The sequence below is a fragment of the Aestuariicoccus sp. MJ-SS9 genome, assembly GCF_032586235.1.
In the GTDB taxonomy this organism is placed as follows: domain Bacteria; phylum Pseudomonadota; class Alphaproteobacteria; order Rhodobacterales; family Rhodobacteraceae; genus Aestuariicoccus.
Genome location: NZ_JAWHTD010000019.1, coordinates 1 through 17,646, shown reverse-complemented (window position 1 = coordinate 17,646; position 17,646 = coordinate 1). Strand labels below are relative to the sequence as shown.

General features: G+C 63.3%; 16 protein-coding genes. 6 read left to right on the top strand and 10 right to left on the bottom strand.

All coding sequences use genetic code 11. The features are described from left to right. Nucleotides 1-205 precede the first annotated feature (205 nt). The 4 genes from RXV88_RS13545 to RXV88_RS13530 all read right to left on the bottom strand — a co-directional run bounded on the left by RXV88_RS13545 (nt 206) and on the right by RXV88_RS13530 (nt 5,517). On the bottom strand, nt 206-1,876 hold the full coding sequence (locus RXV88_RS13545; RefSeq protein WP_316293713.1) for a tetratricopeptide repeat protein: 1,671 nt from the start codon (nt 1,874-1,876) through the stop codon (nt 206-208). Between the two features lie 215 nt (nt 1,877-2,091). Continuing rightward, on the bottom strand, nt 2,092-3,393 hold the full coding sequence (locus RXV88_RS13540) for a flavin-dependent oxidoreductase (protein WP_316293711.1): 1,302 nt from the start codon (nt 3,391-3,393) through the stop codon (nt 2,092-2,094). A 36-nt stretch (nt 3,394-3,429) separates the two neighbouring features. Then, nucleotides 3,430-4,608, bottom strand: a complete 1,179-nt coding sequence (locus RXV88_RS13535; protein WP_316293709.1) for a cytochrome P450 — start codon at nt 4,606-4,608, stop codon at nt 3,430-3,432. Nucleotides 4,609-4,629: 21 nt separating this feature from the next. Continuing rightward, nucleotides 4,630-5,517, bottom strand: a complete 888-nt coding sequence (locus tag RXV88_RS13530; RefSeq protein WP_316293707.1) for an amidohydrolase family protein — start codon at nt 5,515-5,517, stop codon at nt 4,630-4,632. A 106-nt stretch (nt 5,518-5,623) separates the two neighbouring features. Here RXV88_RS13530 and RXV88_RS13525 point away from each other — a divergent pair, with 106 nt between their 5' ends. The 5 genes from RXV88_RS13525 (at nt 5,624) to RXV88_RS13505 (ending at nt 11,373) form a co-directional block, all read left to right on the top strand. Continuing rightward, the gene (locus RXV88_RS13525) at nt 5,624-6,409 is read left to right on the top strand and encodes a crotonase/enoyl-CoA hydratase family protein (protein WP_316293705.1); all 786 of its coding nucleotides are present in this window, start codon (nt 5,624-5,626) and stop codon (nt 6,407-6,409) included. Between the two features lie 87 nt (nt 6,410-6,496). Next, nucleotides 6,497-7,534: a TRAP transporter substrate-binding protein gene (locus tag RXV88_RS13520; RefSeq protein ID WP_316293703.1), complete on the top strand. Its 1,038-nt coding sequence runs from the start codon at nt 6,497-6,499 to the stop codon at nt 7,532-7,534. A 92-nt stretch (nt 7,535-7,626) separates the two neighbouring features. Further along, the gene (locus tag RXV88_RS13515) at nt 7,627-8,145 is read left to right on the top strand and encodes a TRAP transporter small permease (protein ID WP_316293701.1); all 519 of its coding nucleotides are present in this window, start codon (nt 7,627-7,629) and stop codon (nt 8,143-8,145) included. Then, nucleotides 8,142-9,470 carry a TRAP transporter large permease gene (locus tag RXV88_RS13510; protein WP_316293699.1) on the top strand — a complete coding sequence of 443 codons (1,329 nt, stop codon included), beginning with the start codon at nt 8,142-8,144 and terminating at the stop codon, nt 9,468-9,470. The genes RXV88_RS13515 and RXV88_RS13510 overlap by 4 nt, the downstream gene beginning before the upstream one ends. Before the next feature lie 43 nt (nt 9,471-9,513). After that, nucleotides 9,514-11,373 (top strand): FAD-dependent monooxygenase, encoded by a 1,860-nt coding sequence (locus tag RXV88_RS13505; RefSeq protein ID WP_316293698.1) that lies wholly within the window; start codon nt 9,514-9,516, stop codon nt 11,371-11,373. 152 nt (nt 11,374-11,525) lie between these two features. Here the strand turns inward: RXV88_RS13505 and RXV88_RS13500 are convergent, their stop codons facing one another. The 4 genes from RXV88_RS13500 to RXV88_RS13485 form a co-directional block, all read right to left on the bottom strand. Next, on the bottom strand, nt 11,526-12,104 hold the full coding sequence (locus RXV88_RS13500) for a GNAT family N-acetyltransferase (RefSeq protein WP_316293696.1): 579 nt from the start codon (nt 12,102-12,104) through the stop codon (nt 11,526-11,528). Nucleotides 12,105-12,263: 159 nt separating this feature from the next. Next, complete coding sequence (locus tag RXV88_RS13495) at nt 12,264-14,048, bottom strand: feruloyl-CoA synthase (protein WP_316293694.1); 1,785 nt, start codon at nt 14,046-14,048, stop codon at nt 12,264-12,266. 27 nt (nt 14,049-14,075) lie between these two features. Continuing rightward, nucleotides 14,076-14,843 carry an SDR family NAD(P)-dependent oxidoreductase gene (locus RXV88_RS13490; protein WP_316293692.1) on the bottom strand — a complete coding sequence of 256 codons (768 nt, stop codon included), beginning with the start codon at nt 14,841-14,843 and terminating at the stop codon, nt 14,076-14,078. A 2-nt stretch (nt 14,844-14,845) separates the two neighbouring features. Beyond that, nucleotides 14,846-15,319, bottom strand: coding sequence for a MarR family transcriptional regulator (locus RXV88_RS13485; protein ID WP_316293690.1), 474 nt, complete (start codon nt 15,317-15,319; stop codon nt 14,846-14,848). 79 nt (nt 15,320-15,398) lie between these two features. Between RXV88_RS13485 and RXV88_RS13480 the strand changes: the two genes are divergently transcribed. Beyond that, nucleotides 15,399-15,863, top strand: coding sequence for a DUF3237 domain-containing protein (locus tag RXV88_RS13480; RefSeq protein WP_316293689.1), 465 nt, complete (start codon nt 15,399-15,401; stop codon nt 15,861-15,863). Here the strand turns inward: RXV88_RS13480 and RXV88_RS13475 are convergent. Both RXV88_RS13475 and RXV88_RS13470 read right to left on the bottom strand, forming a co-directional pair. Further along, a complete protein-coding gene (locus RXV88_RS13475) occupies nt 15,860-17,404 on the bottom strand; it encodes an acyl-CoA dehydrogenase family protein (RefSeq protein WP_316293687.1) in 1,545 nt (514 codons plus the stop codon). The two genes, RXV88_RS13480 and RXV88_RS13475, sit on opposite strands and share 4 nt — an antisense overlap. Nucleotides 17,405-17,447: 43 nt before the next feature. After that, nucleotides 17,448-17,646: hypothetical protein (locus tag RXV88_RS13470; protein ID WP_316293685.1), on the bottom strand; the 199-nt coding region annotated here is incomplete at its 5' end.

Sequence of the window (17,646 nt, the reverse complement as noted above, 5' to 3'; positions counted from 1 at the left end):
ACGCCTTCGTCGGATGCGCGTTCTTTTCGACGGCGAACGCGCGCAAGGTCCGCGCTCTGGTCATGGCCCTCGTTCAGGCGCGGCGCTGCGCATTTGCCGGCGTTTCACCGGTTCGACGCTGAATGCCCGGCGCGGCACCACCGTGACGAGCCGGGCCCATGGCGATTCCGTCCATCCCGATGGAAGGATCAACCCGCCAGCCAATCTATTCCGCAGCCACCGCCTTCATCGCCGCCTGGGCGCAGTGGCAGGAGGCGCCGACCGGCAGGTCGGACCTGGCGGCCGACAGTTCCAGACGTTGGCGGATCAACTTGGCTTCCGCCGTGTCTCCGGCGCCGCGGCGGCGCAGACATTCGTCCAGACCTTTGAGGCTCCAGATATTGTCGGGATGAATGCAGGCGCGCGGCAGGTTTCCGGCAAGGCCCAGGTCTTCGCGGTAGGCCTGCTCGGCTTCCTCGACCCGTCCTTGCTCAAGCATCAGGGCGCCCAGCGCGTGGCGCACAGGCTGGATCCAGCCCCACGGTTCGTCGTAGGCCAGATTGTCCTCCAGCTCGATCGCCTTGCGCAGATGCGCAAAGGCCGTATCGAAGTTCCCTTTGCGGTATTCAAGCTCGCCGTCCAGCATCTGCTCGGCCACGGCAAGGAGGTCGATGCAGGGGTTGTTGTGCAGATAGCGGCTATCGGGCACCTTGGCGCGCGCCGCCATGAATTTGGCCCGTTCGGCTTCGGAGTTCGCCACATCCCCCAAAGCGGCATGCGCCACCGCCTTGGCATAATGCTGCGAGGCGGTCGTGTGGCAGTAAAGCTGCCGATCCTCGGGCAGCGGTTCGGAAATGATGTCACGCCACCTGCCGAAACGGATCTGAACGTGGGTCTTCATGGAAAGATAACTCTCGAGGAAATCCGCCATCGGCGGGCTCTCCAGCTTCAGTAGTTCCACGGGAATTTCACGGATCATCTCTTCGGCCGCGGCCATCGCCGGTTCGTACTGGCCGAGGAACATCGCGCCATAAATGGCAAAGTGATAATTGTGGACACGGTAGGCCGTGTAGAAATTCATCCGTCCCTGCCGCTCGGCGATCCTGAGATCGGCCTCGATTCCTTTCTGGTTCCAGTAGAGGGCGTCACGGTATTCGGCGCACTGGATGTCGATATGTGTGGGCATATGGATCAGGTGGCCGGCGTCGGGCACCAGTTCGCGCAGGCAATCGCCCGCCATCAACGCCTTTTCAGGTGTCGGCGACATTTCCATCAGGTGAACGTAGAGGTGCAGAATGCCGGGATGGGCGCGTCCCTCCGGAGTGTCCACGAACGTCTCCAGCACCCTCTGCGCCTCGACCGTTCCGGCCCCCTCGGCGACGGTGTTTTTCCAGATGTCCCACATTTTCCAAGGCGTCTGGTTCAGGATCGACTCGACATAAACGGTGGCAACCTCGATATCGTCCGGATGGGCGTCGTAGGCCTTTTTCATCGCGCCCGCGAAGTCGTCGTTCCAGGGGCCTTGCTCCTCGATCGGGTCGCGCTGCGGATAGCGGGCAGGCAAGGCCTCGATCAGCGCGCGTTCGGGTGGTGTGACCTTGTCGACCAAGGCAAGCGCCGCCTGCGTCGCATCAAAGGCCGTTGCCAGGGCATTCGACTTGGTGTCCGGGTCCATCATCCACCATTCGAAATTGTAGTTCGGGCCGACGGCATAGGCGACGCCCCAATGCGCCATCGCGCAGTCCGGATCATGCTCCAGCGCCCTCTTAAAGCACTCGATGGCCTGTTCGTGGTTGTAGGAATATGTCCACACAAGTCCGCGGTTGAACCACAGTTGCGCATGATCCGAATTGGTTGTGACCTTGCGCGAGTAAACGTCGACGTCAAAATAGTCCATTGAATAGTCCCCCTGAATAATTGCGACAGAATAGCAAAATGCGGCCGATTCTTGAACCTTTCTGGAAGGCCGGCACGTTGGCTGGGGATGTCAGCTTGCGAGCAGACCCTATGTCCTGCTCGTCATACGCGCGGTGAAGGCTGATCCATCGAAGGCCGCCGCAATCGCCTCTTGGGAAAACAGGCTTCGGAAAACGGACGGGATGAAAAGGCCGGTCACCGGGCGGGCGTCTCTGCCGTGCGCGGCACGCGTGCGCCCGCTTGAATGGTCTGCGGCGCAGCGTTGAGCTTGTCGATCGCGAAACCGGCCGCGGCCTTGTACTTGGCCATGAACTGGGCGCGTTCGTCCGCCGGGATCACGTCATCGATATTGTCGAACGTCCCGCCGCAGCGCTCATCCAGCAGGTTCAACAGCCCGAACGGCCCTGCCCCGCGATTGCGCAGCACCAGCTCCGACACGGGCCCGCACAGTTGCGCGTCATAGGCCGCAAGCGCCTGCGGGGTCAGGCCGTTTTCGACAAAGGCCGCCCCCAGAACGCGGGCATCGACGATGGCCTGACTGGCGCCGTTCGACCCGGTTGGATACATCGCATGCGCCGCATCCCCCATCAACGCAACGGCCCCATCGACCCAGGAGGGGACCGGATCCCGGTCGATCATCGGGTTTTCATAGGCGCAATCGGCCTGCCGCAGCATCGCCGGCACGTCGAGCCAGTCATAGCGGAAGGCATCGAAATGATGGATGAACTCGTCAATTTCGAGAGGCCGGAACCAGCCGTCCTGCTGCCACCCATCGACGTTGTCGACGGTGACTTCCGCGATCCAGTTGACGCGCGAATAGCCGTCCGCGTCCGGTTTCGAGATCGGATAGATCACCATCCGCTGCCGATGCGTACCAAGGCCGACAAACGAAGACATCGTGCGCAGCGGCTTGGCCCTTACCGTGCCGCGCCACATGACCGCACCGCCCCAATGGATCGGCGGCTGGTCGGGATACATCTGTGCCCGAATTGCGGAATGGATGCCGTCGGCGCCAATCAAAAGGCGTCCGCGCATCTCGTCCGTTGTGCCGTCGGCCCGCGCCACTTTCGCCACGACGCCGGACCCGTCCTGCGCATACCCTGTCACTTTCGCGCCAAGCTGCACCGCCTCGACCCCGGCCCGTTCGACAAGGGTGCGATAAAGCAGCATTTGCAGGGCGCCGCGATGCACCGCGTATTGCGGCCATTTGTACCCGGCTTTCAGGCCGCGCGGCTCGGCATAGACCTCGCGGCCATTGAGGCCCACAAGCGCCCATTCTTCGGCCGGTACACCCACCTGGTCGAGCGCGGCCGCGTCGATCCCCAGATCGAACATTTCGCGGACGGCGTTCGGCTGTATGTTGATGCCGACGCCAAGGGGGCGCATCTGCCGCGCGGATTCCAGCACGGTGACGGGCACACCAATCTGGTGCAACGTCAACGCAAGGGCGAGCCCGCCAATACCGGCCCCGGCAACTAGCACTCTGTCTTCGGTCATCTCATCCTCGTCTCCGTGCGGCGGTCGCGGGCCGGACTATTGCAGCAGGACCGGTATCTGCACCGGACCGCGGAACCCGAACCCCCGCCATAGGACCGCGTCCGTGTCGGGAATGGTCATGTCGGGGAACCGGTCGAACAATGTCGGCAGCATAATCTGCCCCACCGCCCGGCGCGCCACATGGGTGCCCTGGCAGAAATGCGGGCCATTGCCAAAGGACTGGTGGTGGCAATCGGCGCGGTAGACATCGAAAACCTCGCCGTTCTCGACCACCTCTTCATCGCGATTGGCGCTGGCCTGGATCGTCATCACGGTGTCGCCCTTTGGGATCAGGTGCCCGCGTATCTCGGTGTCTTCGGTGACCAGCCGGGACGATGCGGAAATCGGCGCGACCCAGCGCACGCCTTCCTCGAAGGCCTTCATCCAGTCGTCGTTTCTCTTGACCTCCGCCAGCTGGTCGGGGTTTGTCAGCAGGCCGTAAAGCGTGGTGTTCAGGGCATCGCGCGGTTCATTGATGCCGCCGCCGATCGCGATCTTGATATTGGCATATATCTGTTTTTCCGGGATCGGGTCATCCGCATTCAGCATGACCGAAAAGGCCGACGGGTTCGGCTCGGCCCGATGACGTGCCTGCAATCTGTCGAGAAGCGCGTGAATGCCCTCGTTGGCGCGATCCGCGCGCTCGAAGGGCGCATCCCGCCAGCCGAAATTGCCGGCCCCTTCGATCAGCGCCTGGGACCATTCCATCATGTCCTCGTCGCTGGCCTCTTCCATGCCAAGCAGAATCGCAAGCCCACGGGCGGCATAGGCGCCCGACAACAGCGCGAAGAGGTCGACAACCTCGCCGCGGGGCAGACGCGCGACGTAGTCTTCGGCAATCTGCCGGTAGCGCGGCATCCACTCGCCCGTGATCACCTTGGGCGCAAAGGCGGGCGCCATCGCCATGCGTTCGCGCTTGTGCGCCTCGCCGTCCTTGCGCATCAGCGTATGGGCCCAGAACGCCCGTTTCATTGGCGTGTTGGGGTCATCGGAACTGAAAAGCTCGGGGTTGTCCTTGACGTATTTCGTGTCCGCCGCCTTGGTCAGCAAGGTGCGCCCGGCCGCCGTGACCCGGCACACGGGGGCCTCGGCCCGAAGGCGGCGATAGATGGGGAACGGATCGAGATTGAGCTGATCCAGCGTAATCGCGTCGTCGATCGGGGCCAGAGGTGTCATGTGTGTCTCCCGGTTCGAAGATTAGATCGTTTCGCCCAAAATCCGCAACGCATTCTCCTTGAGAATCAGCGGGCGCACCTCGTCCTTGAAGGACGCTTTCTCGAAGTCCGCCAACCAGCGATCCGGCGTGATCGCGGGCCAGTCAGAACCGAACAGCATCTTCTTCTTGAGGATGGAATTGGCGTATTTGACAAAGACCTCGGGGAAATATTTCGGGCTCCAGCCGGACATGTCGAAGTAGACGTTGGGCTTGTGCTGGGCGACGGCCAGGCCCTCTTCGGTCCAGGGAAAGCTGGGGTGCGCCAGAACGATCGGCATGTCCGGGAAATCCACGGCGACATCATCCAGATGCATCGGGTTGGAATACTTCAGCCGCATACCCATTCCACCGCGCATGCCCGACCCGACACCGGTCTGGCCGGTGTGGAACAGGGTGATGACGCCCTCTTCGGCACAGGCCTCGAGCACGGTGTAGCAGGCCTCGCGGTCATTGGGGAAAAAGCCCTGCATCGTCGGGTGAAACTTGAACCCGCGCACGCCGAAGTCCCGCACGAGGCGCCGCACCTCCCGCGCGCCGGCCTTGCCCTTGTGCGGGTCGATAGAGGCGAACGGGATCAGGATATCGTCGTTTTCCGCGCAAAGCCCGGCGACTTCCTCGTTGGAGTAACGGCGAAACCCGGTCTCGCGCTCTGCATCCACGGGGAAAATCACCGCCGCGATATTGCGCTCGCGGTAATAGGTGGCGGTGTCCTGAACGGTGGGCAGCATACCCTCGGCCCCGGCGGGATTCTTGAAATAGGCCGCCATGCCGGCCTGGAATTCGTTGTAGCCGTCGTCGCGGCCGTGGTTGCAGGGCTCTTCGGCATGCGTGTGAAAATCGATGGCTTTCACACTCTTAAAGTCGACCATCCTGGCCCCCTCCCGTGGACAAAAGTCGCGGCGTCTAAAAACGCTATACATGAAAACTGTTTACCTATACAACAAAAACGGACGAAGGACACAAAGGCATTGATCAATGCACGATGGCACGGCGTATAGCGGACAGGTGACCCGGCTTGAAATCGACGGCGACATCGCGACGCTGGTCTTCGACCGTCCTGAAAAGCGGAATGCCATGAACGATGCGCTGGTCAACGAACTGGACCGGTTCTTCTCGGCGCCGCCCACCGGTGTGAACGCCGTGATCCTGCGCGGCGAAGGCGGGCATTTCTGTTCCGGCCTCGACCTGGCCGAGCACGAGCACCGTGAGCCTGTCGAGGGCGTTTACCACTCGCGCAATTGGCACCGTGTGTCCGAGCTTATCGAATTCGGCGGACTGCCCGTCATCTCTGTTCTGACCGGGGCCGTGATCGGGGGCGGGCTGGAAATCGCCGCCTCGACCCATGTGCGCATCGCAGAGCCGGGCGTGCGGTTTCAGCTGCCCGAAGGCCGCCGGGGCATTTTCGTCGGCGGCGGGGCCACGGTGCGCGTGGGCCGCTTGATCGGGGCCGACCGCATGCGGGAAATGATGCTGACCGGGCGAACCTATGGGGCCGAGGATGGCCTGCGTCTCGGCTTGGCCCATTACACCGTCGGCGAGGGCGAAGGGCTGGACCTTGCAAAGACGCTGGCGCGCAAGATCGCGGACAATGCGCCGTTCTCCAATTACCTGATGATAAACGCGATTTCCCGGATCGGGGACATGTCGCGCTCTGACGGGTTGTTCACCGAAAGCCTTGCCGCTGCGATGTGCCAGACATCTGATGGCGCAAAGGAAGGCCTGCGCGCATTCCTCGAAAAGAGGGAGCCGAAGTTCCGCTAGACCTGCGCAGGTGAAGACACGAATCGCCATCGTGCAATGACACCGCGGCGATTTTCAGGAAATATGGATCACTAGGGAGGAGATACCATGAAAAGAAGAGACTTTATCAAGACGTCCGCGGGCGCTGCCGCCGTTCTGGCGGCGCCGGGAATCGCGCGGGCGCAGGAGAGCGTGACGCTCCGGCTGCACCAGTTCCTGCCGCCCCCCGCCCCCGTCCCCGCGAAGATCCTCAAGCCCTGGGGCGCAGAGCTCGAGGCGGCAACGGATGGCCGGATCAAGATCCAGCATTTCGACGCCATGTCGCTGGGCGGCCGCCCGCCAGAGCTGATGGACCAGGCACGCGACGGCGTCGTCGACATGGCGATGACCGTTGTCGGCTACACGCCCGGCCGCTTCCCGCGCACCGAAGTGTTCGAGCTGCCCTTCATGATGACCGATCCGGTCGCCACGGCCAAAGCCTATTGGGAAATGGTCGAGACCGACTTCCAGAGCAATGAATACGCCGACGTCAAGGTTTTGGGCGCATGGGTTCACGGCCCCGGCGTGATCCACACGCAGGACGGCGTGAACGGTCTCGAGGACATGGAAGGCCTGACCCTTCGCGGTCCGACCCGGATCATCAACGACCTGCTGAGCGAACTGGGCGCCGAACCTGTCGGCATGCCCCTGCCCGCAATTCCCGAGGCCATTTCCAAGGGCGTGGTCAAAGGCACCGTCATCCCGTGGGAGGTCACGACCGCGATCCGCCTGTCGGAGCTGGTCGGCAACCACACCGAGTTCTCGGGCAACGAGGCGCTCTATACCGCGGCCATCGTGCTGGTCATGAACAAGAGCCGCTACGAGTCGCTGCCCGACGATCTGAAAGCGATCCTTGACGAGCAGGCGGGCGCCAACCTGTCCGCCTTCGCCACCCAGGTCATGTGGGACATGGACGCACCCGCCCGCCAGATCGCGGTGGATGCCGGCAACAAGATCACCACGCTGGACGAGGCCGAGGTCGCGCGCTGGAAAGCGGCGGCCGAACCGGTGGTCGAACGCTGGATCGCGGATATGGACAGCAAGGGCATCGACGGCGCCGCGCTGATCGAACAGGCCAAGGCGCTGATCGCCAAGCACGGCGGATAGCAACGTCGACCATCCGGAAAATCCAAAAGGGGCAGTCGCAACTGCCCCTTTTGCCCAGCGCGGACCTTTCGGGGAGGACTCGCATGTACAGGATGCTGAACCTGCTGGCCGAGCGCATTGCGGCGGCTCTCGCCATTTTGGGCGGAATCGTGCTTTTGGGCATTGTTGTCCTGACCTGCATATCCATCGCCGGACGCGCGTTGATCCCGCTTGACATCGGGCTTGGTCCGATCCGCGGGATCTACGACATGACCGAGATCGGAATGGCCGCGGCGGTGTTCGCCTTTCTGCCCTGGACGCAGCTGCGCGAGGCCCATGCCCGCGTCGATCTGTTCCAAACGGTCTACCCCAAAGGCATGAACCTGTTTCTGGACCTTCTGTTCAATGCCGCCATGTTCGTGGTCGCTCTTGTCGGGACGTACCGGTTGTACCTTGGCATGCTCGACAAGCTGTCCTTTGGCGAGACAACCTTGATCGCGCAAATTCCCGTCTGGCAGGGCTACGCCGCCAGCCTTCTGGGGGGCGTCGCGTTCGTCCTTGTCGCCGCCTTTTGCATCCTCAGATCCCTGCGTCGTTTGGCCGGCTACTCAGACGAAGGAACACGCGCGTGACAAATATCGAACTCGCATTGTGGTCGTTGCCCATCCTTCTGGTGCTCGTGTTTCTGCGCGCGCCCATTGCTCTTGCGATGATCGGCGTAGGCGTCGGGGGCACCTGGATGGTGATCGGGTCGCCGATGATGGTGCTCAGCCAGTTGAAGACGCTGACCTATGGCACGTTTTCCAACTATTCGTTCTCGATCATCCCGTTGTTCCTGCTGATGGGCCAGTTCGCCACGCTCTCGGGCATGTCCGCCGCGCTGTTCAAGGCGGCAGAGAGCTTTCTGGGCCACCGCAAGGGCGGCGTGGCCATGTCGGCCGTCGGCGCATGCGCGGGGTTCGGGGCGATCTGCGGCTCGTCGCTCGCGACGGCGGCGACAATGGGTCAGGTGGCACTGCCCGAATTGCGGCGCTACGGCTATCCGGGGTCGCTGGCCACCGGCGCGCTGGCGGCCGGTGGCACGCTTGGCATCCTGATCCCGCCCAGCGTGATCCTGGTGATCTATGCCATCCTCGCCGAGCAGAACATCGAGAAGCTGTTCGTCGCGGCCCTGATCCCCGGTATTCTGGCGGCCATCGGCTATATGATCGCGATTTCCGTCTGGGTGCGGGTATCGCCCAACAGCTCGGCGGTCAGGGATCGCGTGCCGTGGAGCGAACGCCTCAGGGCGCTTGGGTCGGTCTGGCCCGTCGTCACGATCTTCGTGGTGGTGGTCGGCGGCATCTACGCGGGTATCTTCACGCCGACAGAGGCTGCTGCCGTCGGTGCCGCCGGCACCGGGATCGCGGCGCTGGCGACGGGGGAAATGAACTGGGAACGGCTGAAGCAGGCGATGCTGTCGACGGCCAGCGCCTCTGGCATGATCTTCCTGATCATCCTGGGCGCGGGGATCTACAACAATTTCCTCTCGCTGACGCAGCTTCCGCAGACCGCGTCCGTCTGGGTCGGCGAGCAAGGCTTTTCGCCGTGGTTCATCCTGACGCTGGTCCTGATCATGTACCTGGTCTTTGGCTGCGTGATGGACAGCCTGTCGATGGTCCTTCTGACCGTGCCGATCATCTTTCCCATCATGTCCGTCCTCGACTTCGGCATGAGCGCCAATGACTTCGGCCTGTGGTTCGGCATCCTTGTCCTGATCGTTGTCGAGGTCGGGCTGATCACGCCCCCCGTGGGCATGAACCTGTTCATCATCAACTCGATGGCCAAGGACACTCCGATCGGCCAGACTTACAAAGGCGCCCTGCCCTTCGTCGTGACCGACATGATCCGGGTCGTGATCCTCGCCTGCTTTCCGGCGATCACGTTGTGGCTGGTCTGGGTGATCGACGCCTTGTGACGCTATACATGATCGACAACCGCGCTTTTCGTCGGAGGTTCACATGCAATTTCACTTGAACGGATTCCGGCCGGGCGATCCCGATTTGCATCCAGAGACCCCGCAGGACGCGCGCCCGTTGGACGTGCTCATCGTCGGCGCGGGGCCCGCGGGCCTGACACTTGCGGCCTACCTGTCGGGCTTTCCCGGGATCAGCACCGCGATCATCGAACGCAAGGACGGCCCGATGGAAAAGGGCCAGGCCGACGGTGTGTCCTGTCGCTCGATGGAGATGTTCCAGACCTTCGGCTTTGCAGAGCGCGTGATGCGCGAGGCCTATTGGGTGAACGAGGCCACCTTTTGGAAACCGGATCCCGCCGCCCCCGATCGGATCGTCCGGACAGGCCGCGTGCAGGATGTCGAGGATGGCCTGTCCGAAATGCCCCACGTGATCCTGAACCAGGCGCGGGTGCACGACATGTATCTGGACGTGATGCGCAACGCGCCAACCCGGCTGGAGCCGCTTTACGGGCGCTATGTCAAGCATCTGGCGGTCGAGGAAGACTGCGTCGCGGTGACGCTCGACCACGAGGGTCGCGAGGACACCATGCGCGCACGCTATGTCGTCGGCTGCGACGGTGCGCGCAGCGTGGTGCGCGATGCGATTGGCCGCAAGCTTGTCGGGCAGGCCGCCCATCAGGCGTGGGGGGTCATGGACCTGTTGCTCAACACCGATTTCCCAGACATCCGTTTCAAGAGCCTGATCCAGTCCGCGACAGAAGGCACCGTGCTCGTGATCCCTCGCGAGGGGGGATATCTTGTGCGGCTCTATGTCGAACTTGATGCCCTGAACCCCGACGAGCGGGTGTCGAACCGGAATGTGCAGGTCACCGACCTGATCGCTGCCGCCAATCGCATCCTGGCGCCGTTCACCATCGACGTCCAGGAGGTGGCGTGGTGGTCCGTCTATGAAATCGGCCAGCGCCTGACGGACAAGTTCGACGACGTGCCCGAGACCGAAGACCGCCCGCCCCGGGTGTTCATCGCCGGCGATGCCTGCCACACCCACAGCCCCAAGGCCGGCCAGGGGATGAACGTCTCGATGGGGGACGCGTTCAATCTGGGATGGAAGCTGGTCTCGGTCCTTGGGGGCCGGGCCGATCCGTCCCTCTTGAAGTCCTACTCGCGCGAAAGGCAGGCCGTCGCCAAGGCCCTGATCGATTTCGACGAAGAATGGGCCCGCCTGATGAGCGCACCGCCTGGCTCGCAGACACAATCGGAATTGCAGCATTACTTTGCAGAGCATGGCCGGTACACAGCCGGATTGTCTGTCCGATACGACCCGTCAGACATGGTACTGCACGGCGATGCACAGCACCTCGCCCGCGGTTTCGATATCGGGATGCGGTTTCATTCGGCGCCGGTCATCCGCCTTGCAGACGCACGCCCCCTGCAGATCGGCCATGTCCAGAAGGCCGACGCGCGCTGGCTGCTTCTGGCCTTTGCGCCTGCGGGGACGCCGACGGCGCAACGCGACGCGCTGGCGCAGCTCTGCGCCGCTCTCAGCGCCGATGGCGGTCTGCTGGACACGATCACGCCAGACGGCGCCGATATCGATGCAGTTCTCGACGTTCGGGCCGTGCTGCAATGCCGCCACACCGAGATCGCGATTACGGATATGCCGCCGCTGCTGTTTCCGCAGAAGGGCCGCCTTGGCCTGCGCGACTATGAAAAAGTCTTTTGCCCCGACGAAAGGGCGGGCGACATTTTCGAGATGCGCGGCATCGACCGTATCAACGGCTGCATGGTGCTTGTCCGTCCGGATCAATACGTCGCCGGTGTCTTGCCGCTTGAGGACGTGGCAAATCTGAAAGGATTTCTGACCAACATCCTGACCGCGCCAACCATGGACCAGATCGCCTAGACGGCCAGGATCGCCGCCGAACATGAGCCCACGCAGTCACGCTGTGCCTCATCTCGTCGACGTGCTCTGAGACCGAGTTCCGACAGGACCAACGCGACATTTGTTCGATTTGCAGTTGGGGAATGCTTTGGACCCAGAGCGGACGGTTCCGATCAGTCGAAATCGTATTGCATGAAAATTTGCCATGGTGCGGCCTCTACAGGGTCCGAGCACTCGGGGTATCGGTCGATGTAACGGAACCCCATGCTTTCGTAGATCCTCAGCATGTCCTGATTACCCTGGACCGCATTGACCAGAAGCGTCTTCCATCCCATGTCGCGCGCAGCGCTCAGTCTGAGATCGACGATCTTCCGGCCAAGTCCGTGCCCACTGGCTTCAGGTCGGACATAAAGTCGTTTCAGTTCGCCCGCGTCTCGCCGGGCCTGCTGCAGCGTTCCGCAGCCGACCAGCCGTCCCGCTTCATCATGCACGAGCACAAGCCTGCCTGTCGGCGGAAGGAACTTTTGCAGATTGGGCCAGAAGGACGCCAACAGATCGTGCGGTGTGTAAACCGCCGGACCACCTGCCGCTTCGAACTTCCTAAGGATCACCCCGTAGTATTCAAGCAGGAGCTCATTGAGCGCCGGTTTGTCTTTCACTTCGGAAACAGATGAAATTGTGTAAGACATCGCAAAGCCCCCGGCGACCACTCCGGGTCCATTTAGCGCCATTTTCTTGAGGCTGACTAGCAAGCAAATGGCTCGACCGCTTGTGGCCCTCCGCGCAATACAATCGACGCTTCAAGCTTGGATGACCGTTTCGCCCGCACAACAGACACCTGTCGTCGCCGCGATTTGGGATGTTTAAATGTTGCTGCGGCCGGGCCCAAAGAAGGACCGGATTATAGCCGATCACGCCTCGAGCACCGCGCCCTCGCCCGCATACATCGCGGCCACCAGGCCGGCGTAATTGCCGCGCAGGGCCCGCTGGTTGAGCGAGCCTTTTTCGGTGATCTCGCCTTTGTCGAAGCTTGGGTCCTCTTCCAGCACAACGGCGAGCCGCACGCGCGAGGCCGAGCCCGTTGCCGCCCCGGCGGCCTCGGTCAGTTTCGCGGACAGGGCCGCGTGGCGCGCCGCCGGGTCCATCGCCTTTGCCTTGTCGGACAGCAACAAAAGCGCGCCCAGTCGGGCCTCGTCCTCGCCCACGATGACCGCATCGCGGATCAGCCCGCCCATGGCATCGACCAGCGCCGCGCGCACTGCCCCGACAGCGACCCATGTGCCGGTGTTCAGTTTGAAATTCTCGGCCACCCGCCCGTCAAAGAAGAACCCCTTGGAAAAGTCGTCCGGGTCGGCAGGGCGCAGCGCATCGCCCATCATGTAGTAGCCCTCTTCGTCGAAGGCTTCGGCGGTCTTGACCGGGTCGCCCAGATAGCCCGGCGTGATGCTTGGACCCTTGAGGCGTAGCTCCAGTTTGCCGCCGTTCGGCACCAGCTTCATCGACAGCCCCTTGGCCGGCACGCCGACATTGCCGGATTTCTCCTGCACCTCTGTGCAGGCCAGCGCGAAGGGCGCGGTTTCTGTCGCACCGAGACTGGTGGCCAAAAGCACCTCGTGCCCGGTGGTCTTGCGTCCGATGGCCCGCAGCCGATCCCAGGTCTGCTGCGCCATGCCCGCGCCCGCGTAGAACATCATCGACAGCCTGGCGAAAAAGGTCCGGGCGAGGGCCTCGTCGGTCTCCAGCTCTTCGATCAAGCGATCCCATCCGACAGGCACGTTGAAATACCAGGTGCAGGAAATCTCGTGCAGGTTGCGGATAGTCTCGTCGATGGCGCCGGGCGCCGGTTTGCCATCGTCGATGTAGTAGGTCCCGCCATTGGTCATCACCAGGTAGGAGACCTTGTTGCCTGCCGCCGTATGGTTCCAGGGGGCCCAGTCCAGCACGACCGGGGGCGTATGCTGCACGAACCGGTAGCAATCGCGCACCATGGCCTGCATCGCACAGATCATGCGGTTGGTGTTGATCACCGCCTTGGGCGATCCGGTCGACCCGGAGGTGAAGAGGTATTTCACGACCGTGTCGCCGGTGACCGCGGCCCGCGCCGCGTCGGACCCGGCCGGGTCCGACGCCAGCAGGTCGTCGTAGGCAATTGCATCGGCCGGAACGTTGTTCAGCGCGATCACGCGCCGGTCCTCTGCCCAGATCGCCGCCAGCGCCGCCTCGAAGTCCGCCCCGTCCTCTGCGAAAAGCGCGCCGGGTTTCAGCGTGGTCGCGATGTCCTTCAGTTTCGCATGATCCTTGGAAACCAGCGAATAGGCCGGTGACACGGGCGCGTAGGGCACGCCGGTGTAGAAACACGCCGCCCCAAGCAGCGCGTGTTCAAGGGAATTGCCGGACATGATCAGCAAGGGCCGATCCGGCCCCAGCCCCAAGCCCAGCAGCGCCGCACCAAGACGCCGCGCCTTGTCCCGGGCGTCAGCATAGGAAATCCGAACCCAGTCGCCATCCGCGCCACGTCGCGCGATCCAGGTCTGGTCGGGCGTCGCATCCGCCCATTTGTCAAGGTAGTCGGCCAGCGTCGGCATATGCGCGGGCAGGTCGCCCTGCTGGCGCATGATCACCGTGCCGTCGTCGCGGGTCTCGTAGTCGAAAACCGGATTCCAGAAATCCTCTGCCATGGAGTGTTGCAGGTTCATGACGCGGGCTCCTCCCCCCGAATTGTCCTAGCGCGGTGCCATGCGGATCGCGCCATCAAGGCGAATGACTTCGCCATTCAGCATGGCGTTCTGGGTGATGTGGCTGACCATCGCGGCGTATTCCTCGGGGTCGCCCAGCCGCGACGGGAACGGAACCTGCGCGCCCAGCGAGGCCTGCACCTCTTGGGGCAGCTCGTCCAGCAGCGGTGTCAGGAACAGCCCCGGCGCGACGGTGCAGACGCGGATGCCCTTGTCCGCCAAATCCCGCGCCATCGGGAGCGTCATGCCCACGATCCCGCCTTTGGAGGCGGAATAGGCCACCTGCCCCACCTGCCCGTCAAAGGCCGCGACCGATGCGGTGTTGACGATCACGCCGCGGGCGCCGTCGGTATCGACCGGGTCCTCGGCCACCATTTTCGCGGCGACCTGCGATGCGCAGTTGAAACTGCCCATCAGGTTCACCCGCAACGTCTTTTCGAAGAGCCCGAAATCATGCGGCTCCCCGCGCGAGACGGTCTTGGCCGCGCCGCCGATCCCGGCGCAATTCACCAGCACGCGCGGCGTGCCGAAAGCGGCGGTCACAGCATCGATGCCGGCCGCCACGGATGCCGGATCCGAGACATCGACCCGGGCGAAACGGCCGCCGATCCGTTCGGCGTGGGCCTCGCCCTTGTCCGCGTTCATGTCGAACAGCGCGACACGCAATCCGTTGCTGGCCAGTTTCTGCGCGGTGGCGGCCCCAAGGCCGGACGCCCCGCCGGTGACGATGGCGCAATGCCCGGTCCAATCCTGCATGCTCAGGCCTCGGTCTTTCTGATTTTCTGAAGCAATCCGATCAGCGTCTCGACCTCTTCGGGCGCCAGATCCGACAAGAGCGCCGCCTCGTGGGCACGCACCACGTCGCGCGCATTGAGATAGGCGGATCTGCCGTCTTTCGTCGGCGTCAGGGCCTGCACACGCCGATCACCGGGCACCGGCATCCGCGACACCAGGCCACGGCCTTCCAGATCATCCACGATCGAGACAAGGCCTGACCTTTCGATCCCCAGCTTGCGTGCCAATTCGCTTTGGATGATTTCCGGAAACTGGACGATCAGGGACAGCGCGGAAAACTGGCGCGGGGCAAATCCGTCTTCGCCCAGGGCGCGGCGAAAGTCCGAACTGACGACCACATAGGCGCGTTTGAGATTGTAACCGACGAGGCCTTCCAGATCGATTTCAGCGTCTTCGGGACGGGTTCGCAGTTGCGATGCGTCGGCTGCACGCGCCATGATCCACCTCAGTTCTTGCTTTCACTCTTTCAATACGACAGATTGTTAACCTAGTAAACAATTATTAGGACCACAGGCCATGGATCTGCCCATCCCGAGACTTGAACACATATGCACCCTGATGGTGGAACTGGACCCGATCCAGGCGCTGGGAACGGGCCGTGCGGGCCAAAGGCGTATCATCCCGATCATCGGGGGCACGGTGACGGGCGAGGCGCTTTCCGGTCGCGTTCTCAACGTCGGGGCGGACTGGCAGACGATCTTTGCCGACGGGATGGCCGAGCTGGACACCCGCTATGCCATGGAAACCCATGACGGCGCGATCATCGAGATCATCAACTACGGCTACCGGCACGGCCCGAGGGAGGTGATCGAGGCCATTGGCCGAGGCGAAGCGGTCGATCCCGACAGCTACTACATGCGCACCCAGGCCCGGCTCGAGACAGGCGACCCCCGGTACGAGTGGGTCAACAAGACGTTGTTCGCCGGAACCGGGGCCCGGAACGCGGGCAGCGTTCAGATCGAACTTTACGCTATCCGTTAAGCGGCCCAGTCGCGGTCGGGGGAAATGACCGTGTCGGCCAATCGCGACAGCTCGTCCGATTGGCCGACACGCGCGATCCGCGCCCAGGCGGCGCGATAGAAGAGGCCCGCGGTAAGCTGCATGAAATCATGGGCCAATTCCGCCGGTGCAACGCTGGCGGCGACCCGGGCGCGGGCCTGCCGCCAAAGCTCGCGCCGTTCCAGAACACGGGGGTCGTCCGTCAGCCGGCCGATCAACGCGTCAAACGCATCCGCCCCCGCTTCGATCCGCAAGCCCCGTGTCGCGGTTGCCAGCGCATGGATGCCGTTCGCGCCCTCGTAGATCGAGGCGATACGCGCGTCCCGCCAGGTCTGGCCGACCCGGTATTCCGTCAGATAGCCATATCCCCCCAGGATCTGGATACCGAGATCGGCGGACGACGTTCCGGCCTCCGAGCAGAAGACCTTGCAAACAGGTGTCAGGAAATCGACCAGTGCAGGGCTTTCGCCCCGCACCATCTCGACAAGCGTCTCATGGGCCATCGCCCGCGCACCCATGGCAAGGCAGCGCTGCTTGTCCAGCATCCGGCGCACGTCAGGATGATCGCCCAGGACCGCGTCGCGCCCGTCGGCCCTGCGGCCCTGTTTGCGATCCGCGGCGTAGGCCGCCGCAATCGCGTGGGCGCGGGCAGCATGGGCAACGCCCTGCAACGCAACATCCAGCCGCGCGTGGTTCATCAGCGTGAACATCGCCTTCAGCCCCTCGCCCTCGACCCCGACCAGTTCGCAAGGTGCGTCGTCGAACACCATGTGGCAGGTCGGCGAGGCATGAAGCCCCAGCTTTTCCTCGATCCGCGTAACCTTGATGGCCGACCCCGCCGCAGAGCGGGAAGAGAGGAACAGCGACAGCCCCTTGATCCCGTCGGCAACGTCGCCGGTGCGCGCCAGTATCAGATGCAGAATGTCGTCCGACAGATCCTGATCCCCGCCCGAGATAAAGATCTTCTCTCCGCTCAGGGTCCAGCCCTGTGCCGACCGTGTCGCGCGTGTCCGTATGCGGGAAAGGTCGGACCCCGCGCCGGGCTCGGTCAGGCACATGGTCGACAACGCCGCGCCGCCGGCAAGGCGCGGCAGCCATTCCGCCTGCTGCGCCGGAGTTCCGAACCGCAAAAGCGTCGTCATGGCCCCGGGCACCAGATTGCACACCATCTGCATCGCGTGATTGGCCCCCGAAAACACCTCGGACACCAGCGCGGCGATCAGAGGGTCCTGCGCCATGCCGCCATGGTCTTCCGGGGCGGTCAGACCCTGCCACCCCATCCCGGCCAGTTTTTCGTACGCGGCGCGGAACCCGTCGGGCATGCTGACGCGGCCGTTTTCCAGCCGGCAGCCCTGCCGATCCCCCGCCTCGTCCAGCGGCGCGATCTCGCCTTCGGCGAAAGCGCTGAACGCCGTCAGGATGTCGCGCGCCAGGTCGTCGTCCCAATCGGGCAGTTCCCCCGCCGCCGCCACATCGCGCATCGAAAAAAGAATGTCTTCGGTCGGCGCGGCAAACACAGTCATGAAGGCGATCCATCCCATATTGTTACAATGATACATTGTTAACCTACTTTACAATATGCGCACTGGCAAGATCGGTCGAACAGACACGCCAATACGACATGTCGAGATGCCCTTCGCACATCTCGAACGCATCCTCGGCCAGGCAGCTCAGGCGGGGCAAACGACGTAGTCGGGTTTGAACAACGCCTTCAGGCGGACTGAAGGCGGGGATTTTGTGTGGTGGGCGTGTGCAGGTCGGCGAA

Excerpts from the sequence above, each read along its gene's own strand:
- RXV88_RS13545 (WP_316293713.1), bottom strand. The coding sequence starts at position 1,876 with ATGGACTATTTTGACGTCGACGTTTACTCGCGCAAGGTCACAACCAAT.
- RXV88_RS13540 (WP_316293711.1), bottom strand. The coding sequence starts at position 3,393 with ATGACCGAAGACAGAGTGCTAGTTGCCGGGGCCGGTATTGGCGGGCTC.
- RXV88_RS13535 (WP_316293709.1), bottom strand. The coding sequence starts at position 4,608 with ATGACACCTCTGGCCCCGATCGACGACGCGATTACGCTGGATCAGCTC.
- RXV88_RS13530 (WP_316293707.1), bottom strand. The coding sequence starts at position 5,517 with ATGGTCGACTTTAAGAGTGTGAAAGCCATCGATTTTCACACGCATGCC.
- RXV88_RS13525 (WP_316293705.1), top strand. The coding sequence starts at position 5,624 with ATGCACGATGGCACGGCGTATAGCGGACAGGTGACCCGGCTTGAAATC.
- RXV88_RS13520 (WP_316293703.1), top strand. The coding sequence starts at position 6,497 with ATGAAAAGAAGAGACTTTATCAAGACGTCCGCGGGCGCTGCCGCCGTT.
- RXV88_RS13515 (WP_316293701.1), top strand. The coding sequence starts at position 7,627 with ATGCTGAACCTGCTGGCCGAGCGCATTGCGGCGGCTCTCGCCATTTTG.
- RXV88_RS13505 (WP_316293698.1), top strand. The coding sequence starts at position 9,514 with ATGCAATTTCACTTGAACGGATTCCGGCCGGGCGATCCCGATTTGCAT.
- RXV88_RS13495 (WP_316293694.1), bottom strand. The coding sequence starts at position 14,048 with ATGAACCTGCAACACTCCATGGCAGAGGATTTCTGGAATCCGGTTTTC.
- RXV88_RS13490 (WP_316293692.1), bottom strand. The coding sequence starts at position 14,843 with ATGCAGGATTGGACCGGGCATTGCGCCATCGTCACCGGCGGGGCGTCC.
- RXV88_RS13485 (WP_316293690.1), bottom strand. The coding sequence starts at position 15,319 with ATGGCGCGTGCAGCCGACGCATCGCAACTGCGAACCCGTCCCGAAGAC.
- RXV88_RS13480 (WP_316293689.1), top strand. The coding sequence starts at position 15,399 with ATGGATCTGCCCATCCCGAGACTTGAACACATATGCACCCTGATGGTG.
- RXV88_RS13475 (WP_316293687.1), bottom strand. The coding sequence starts at position 17,404 with ATGACTGTGTTTGCCGCGCCGACCGAAGACATTCTTTTTTCGATGCGC.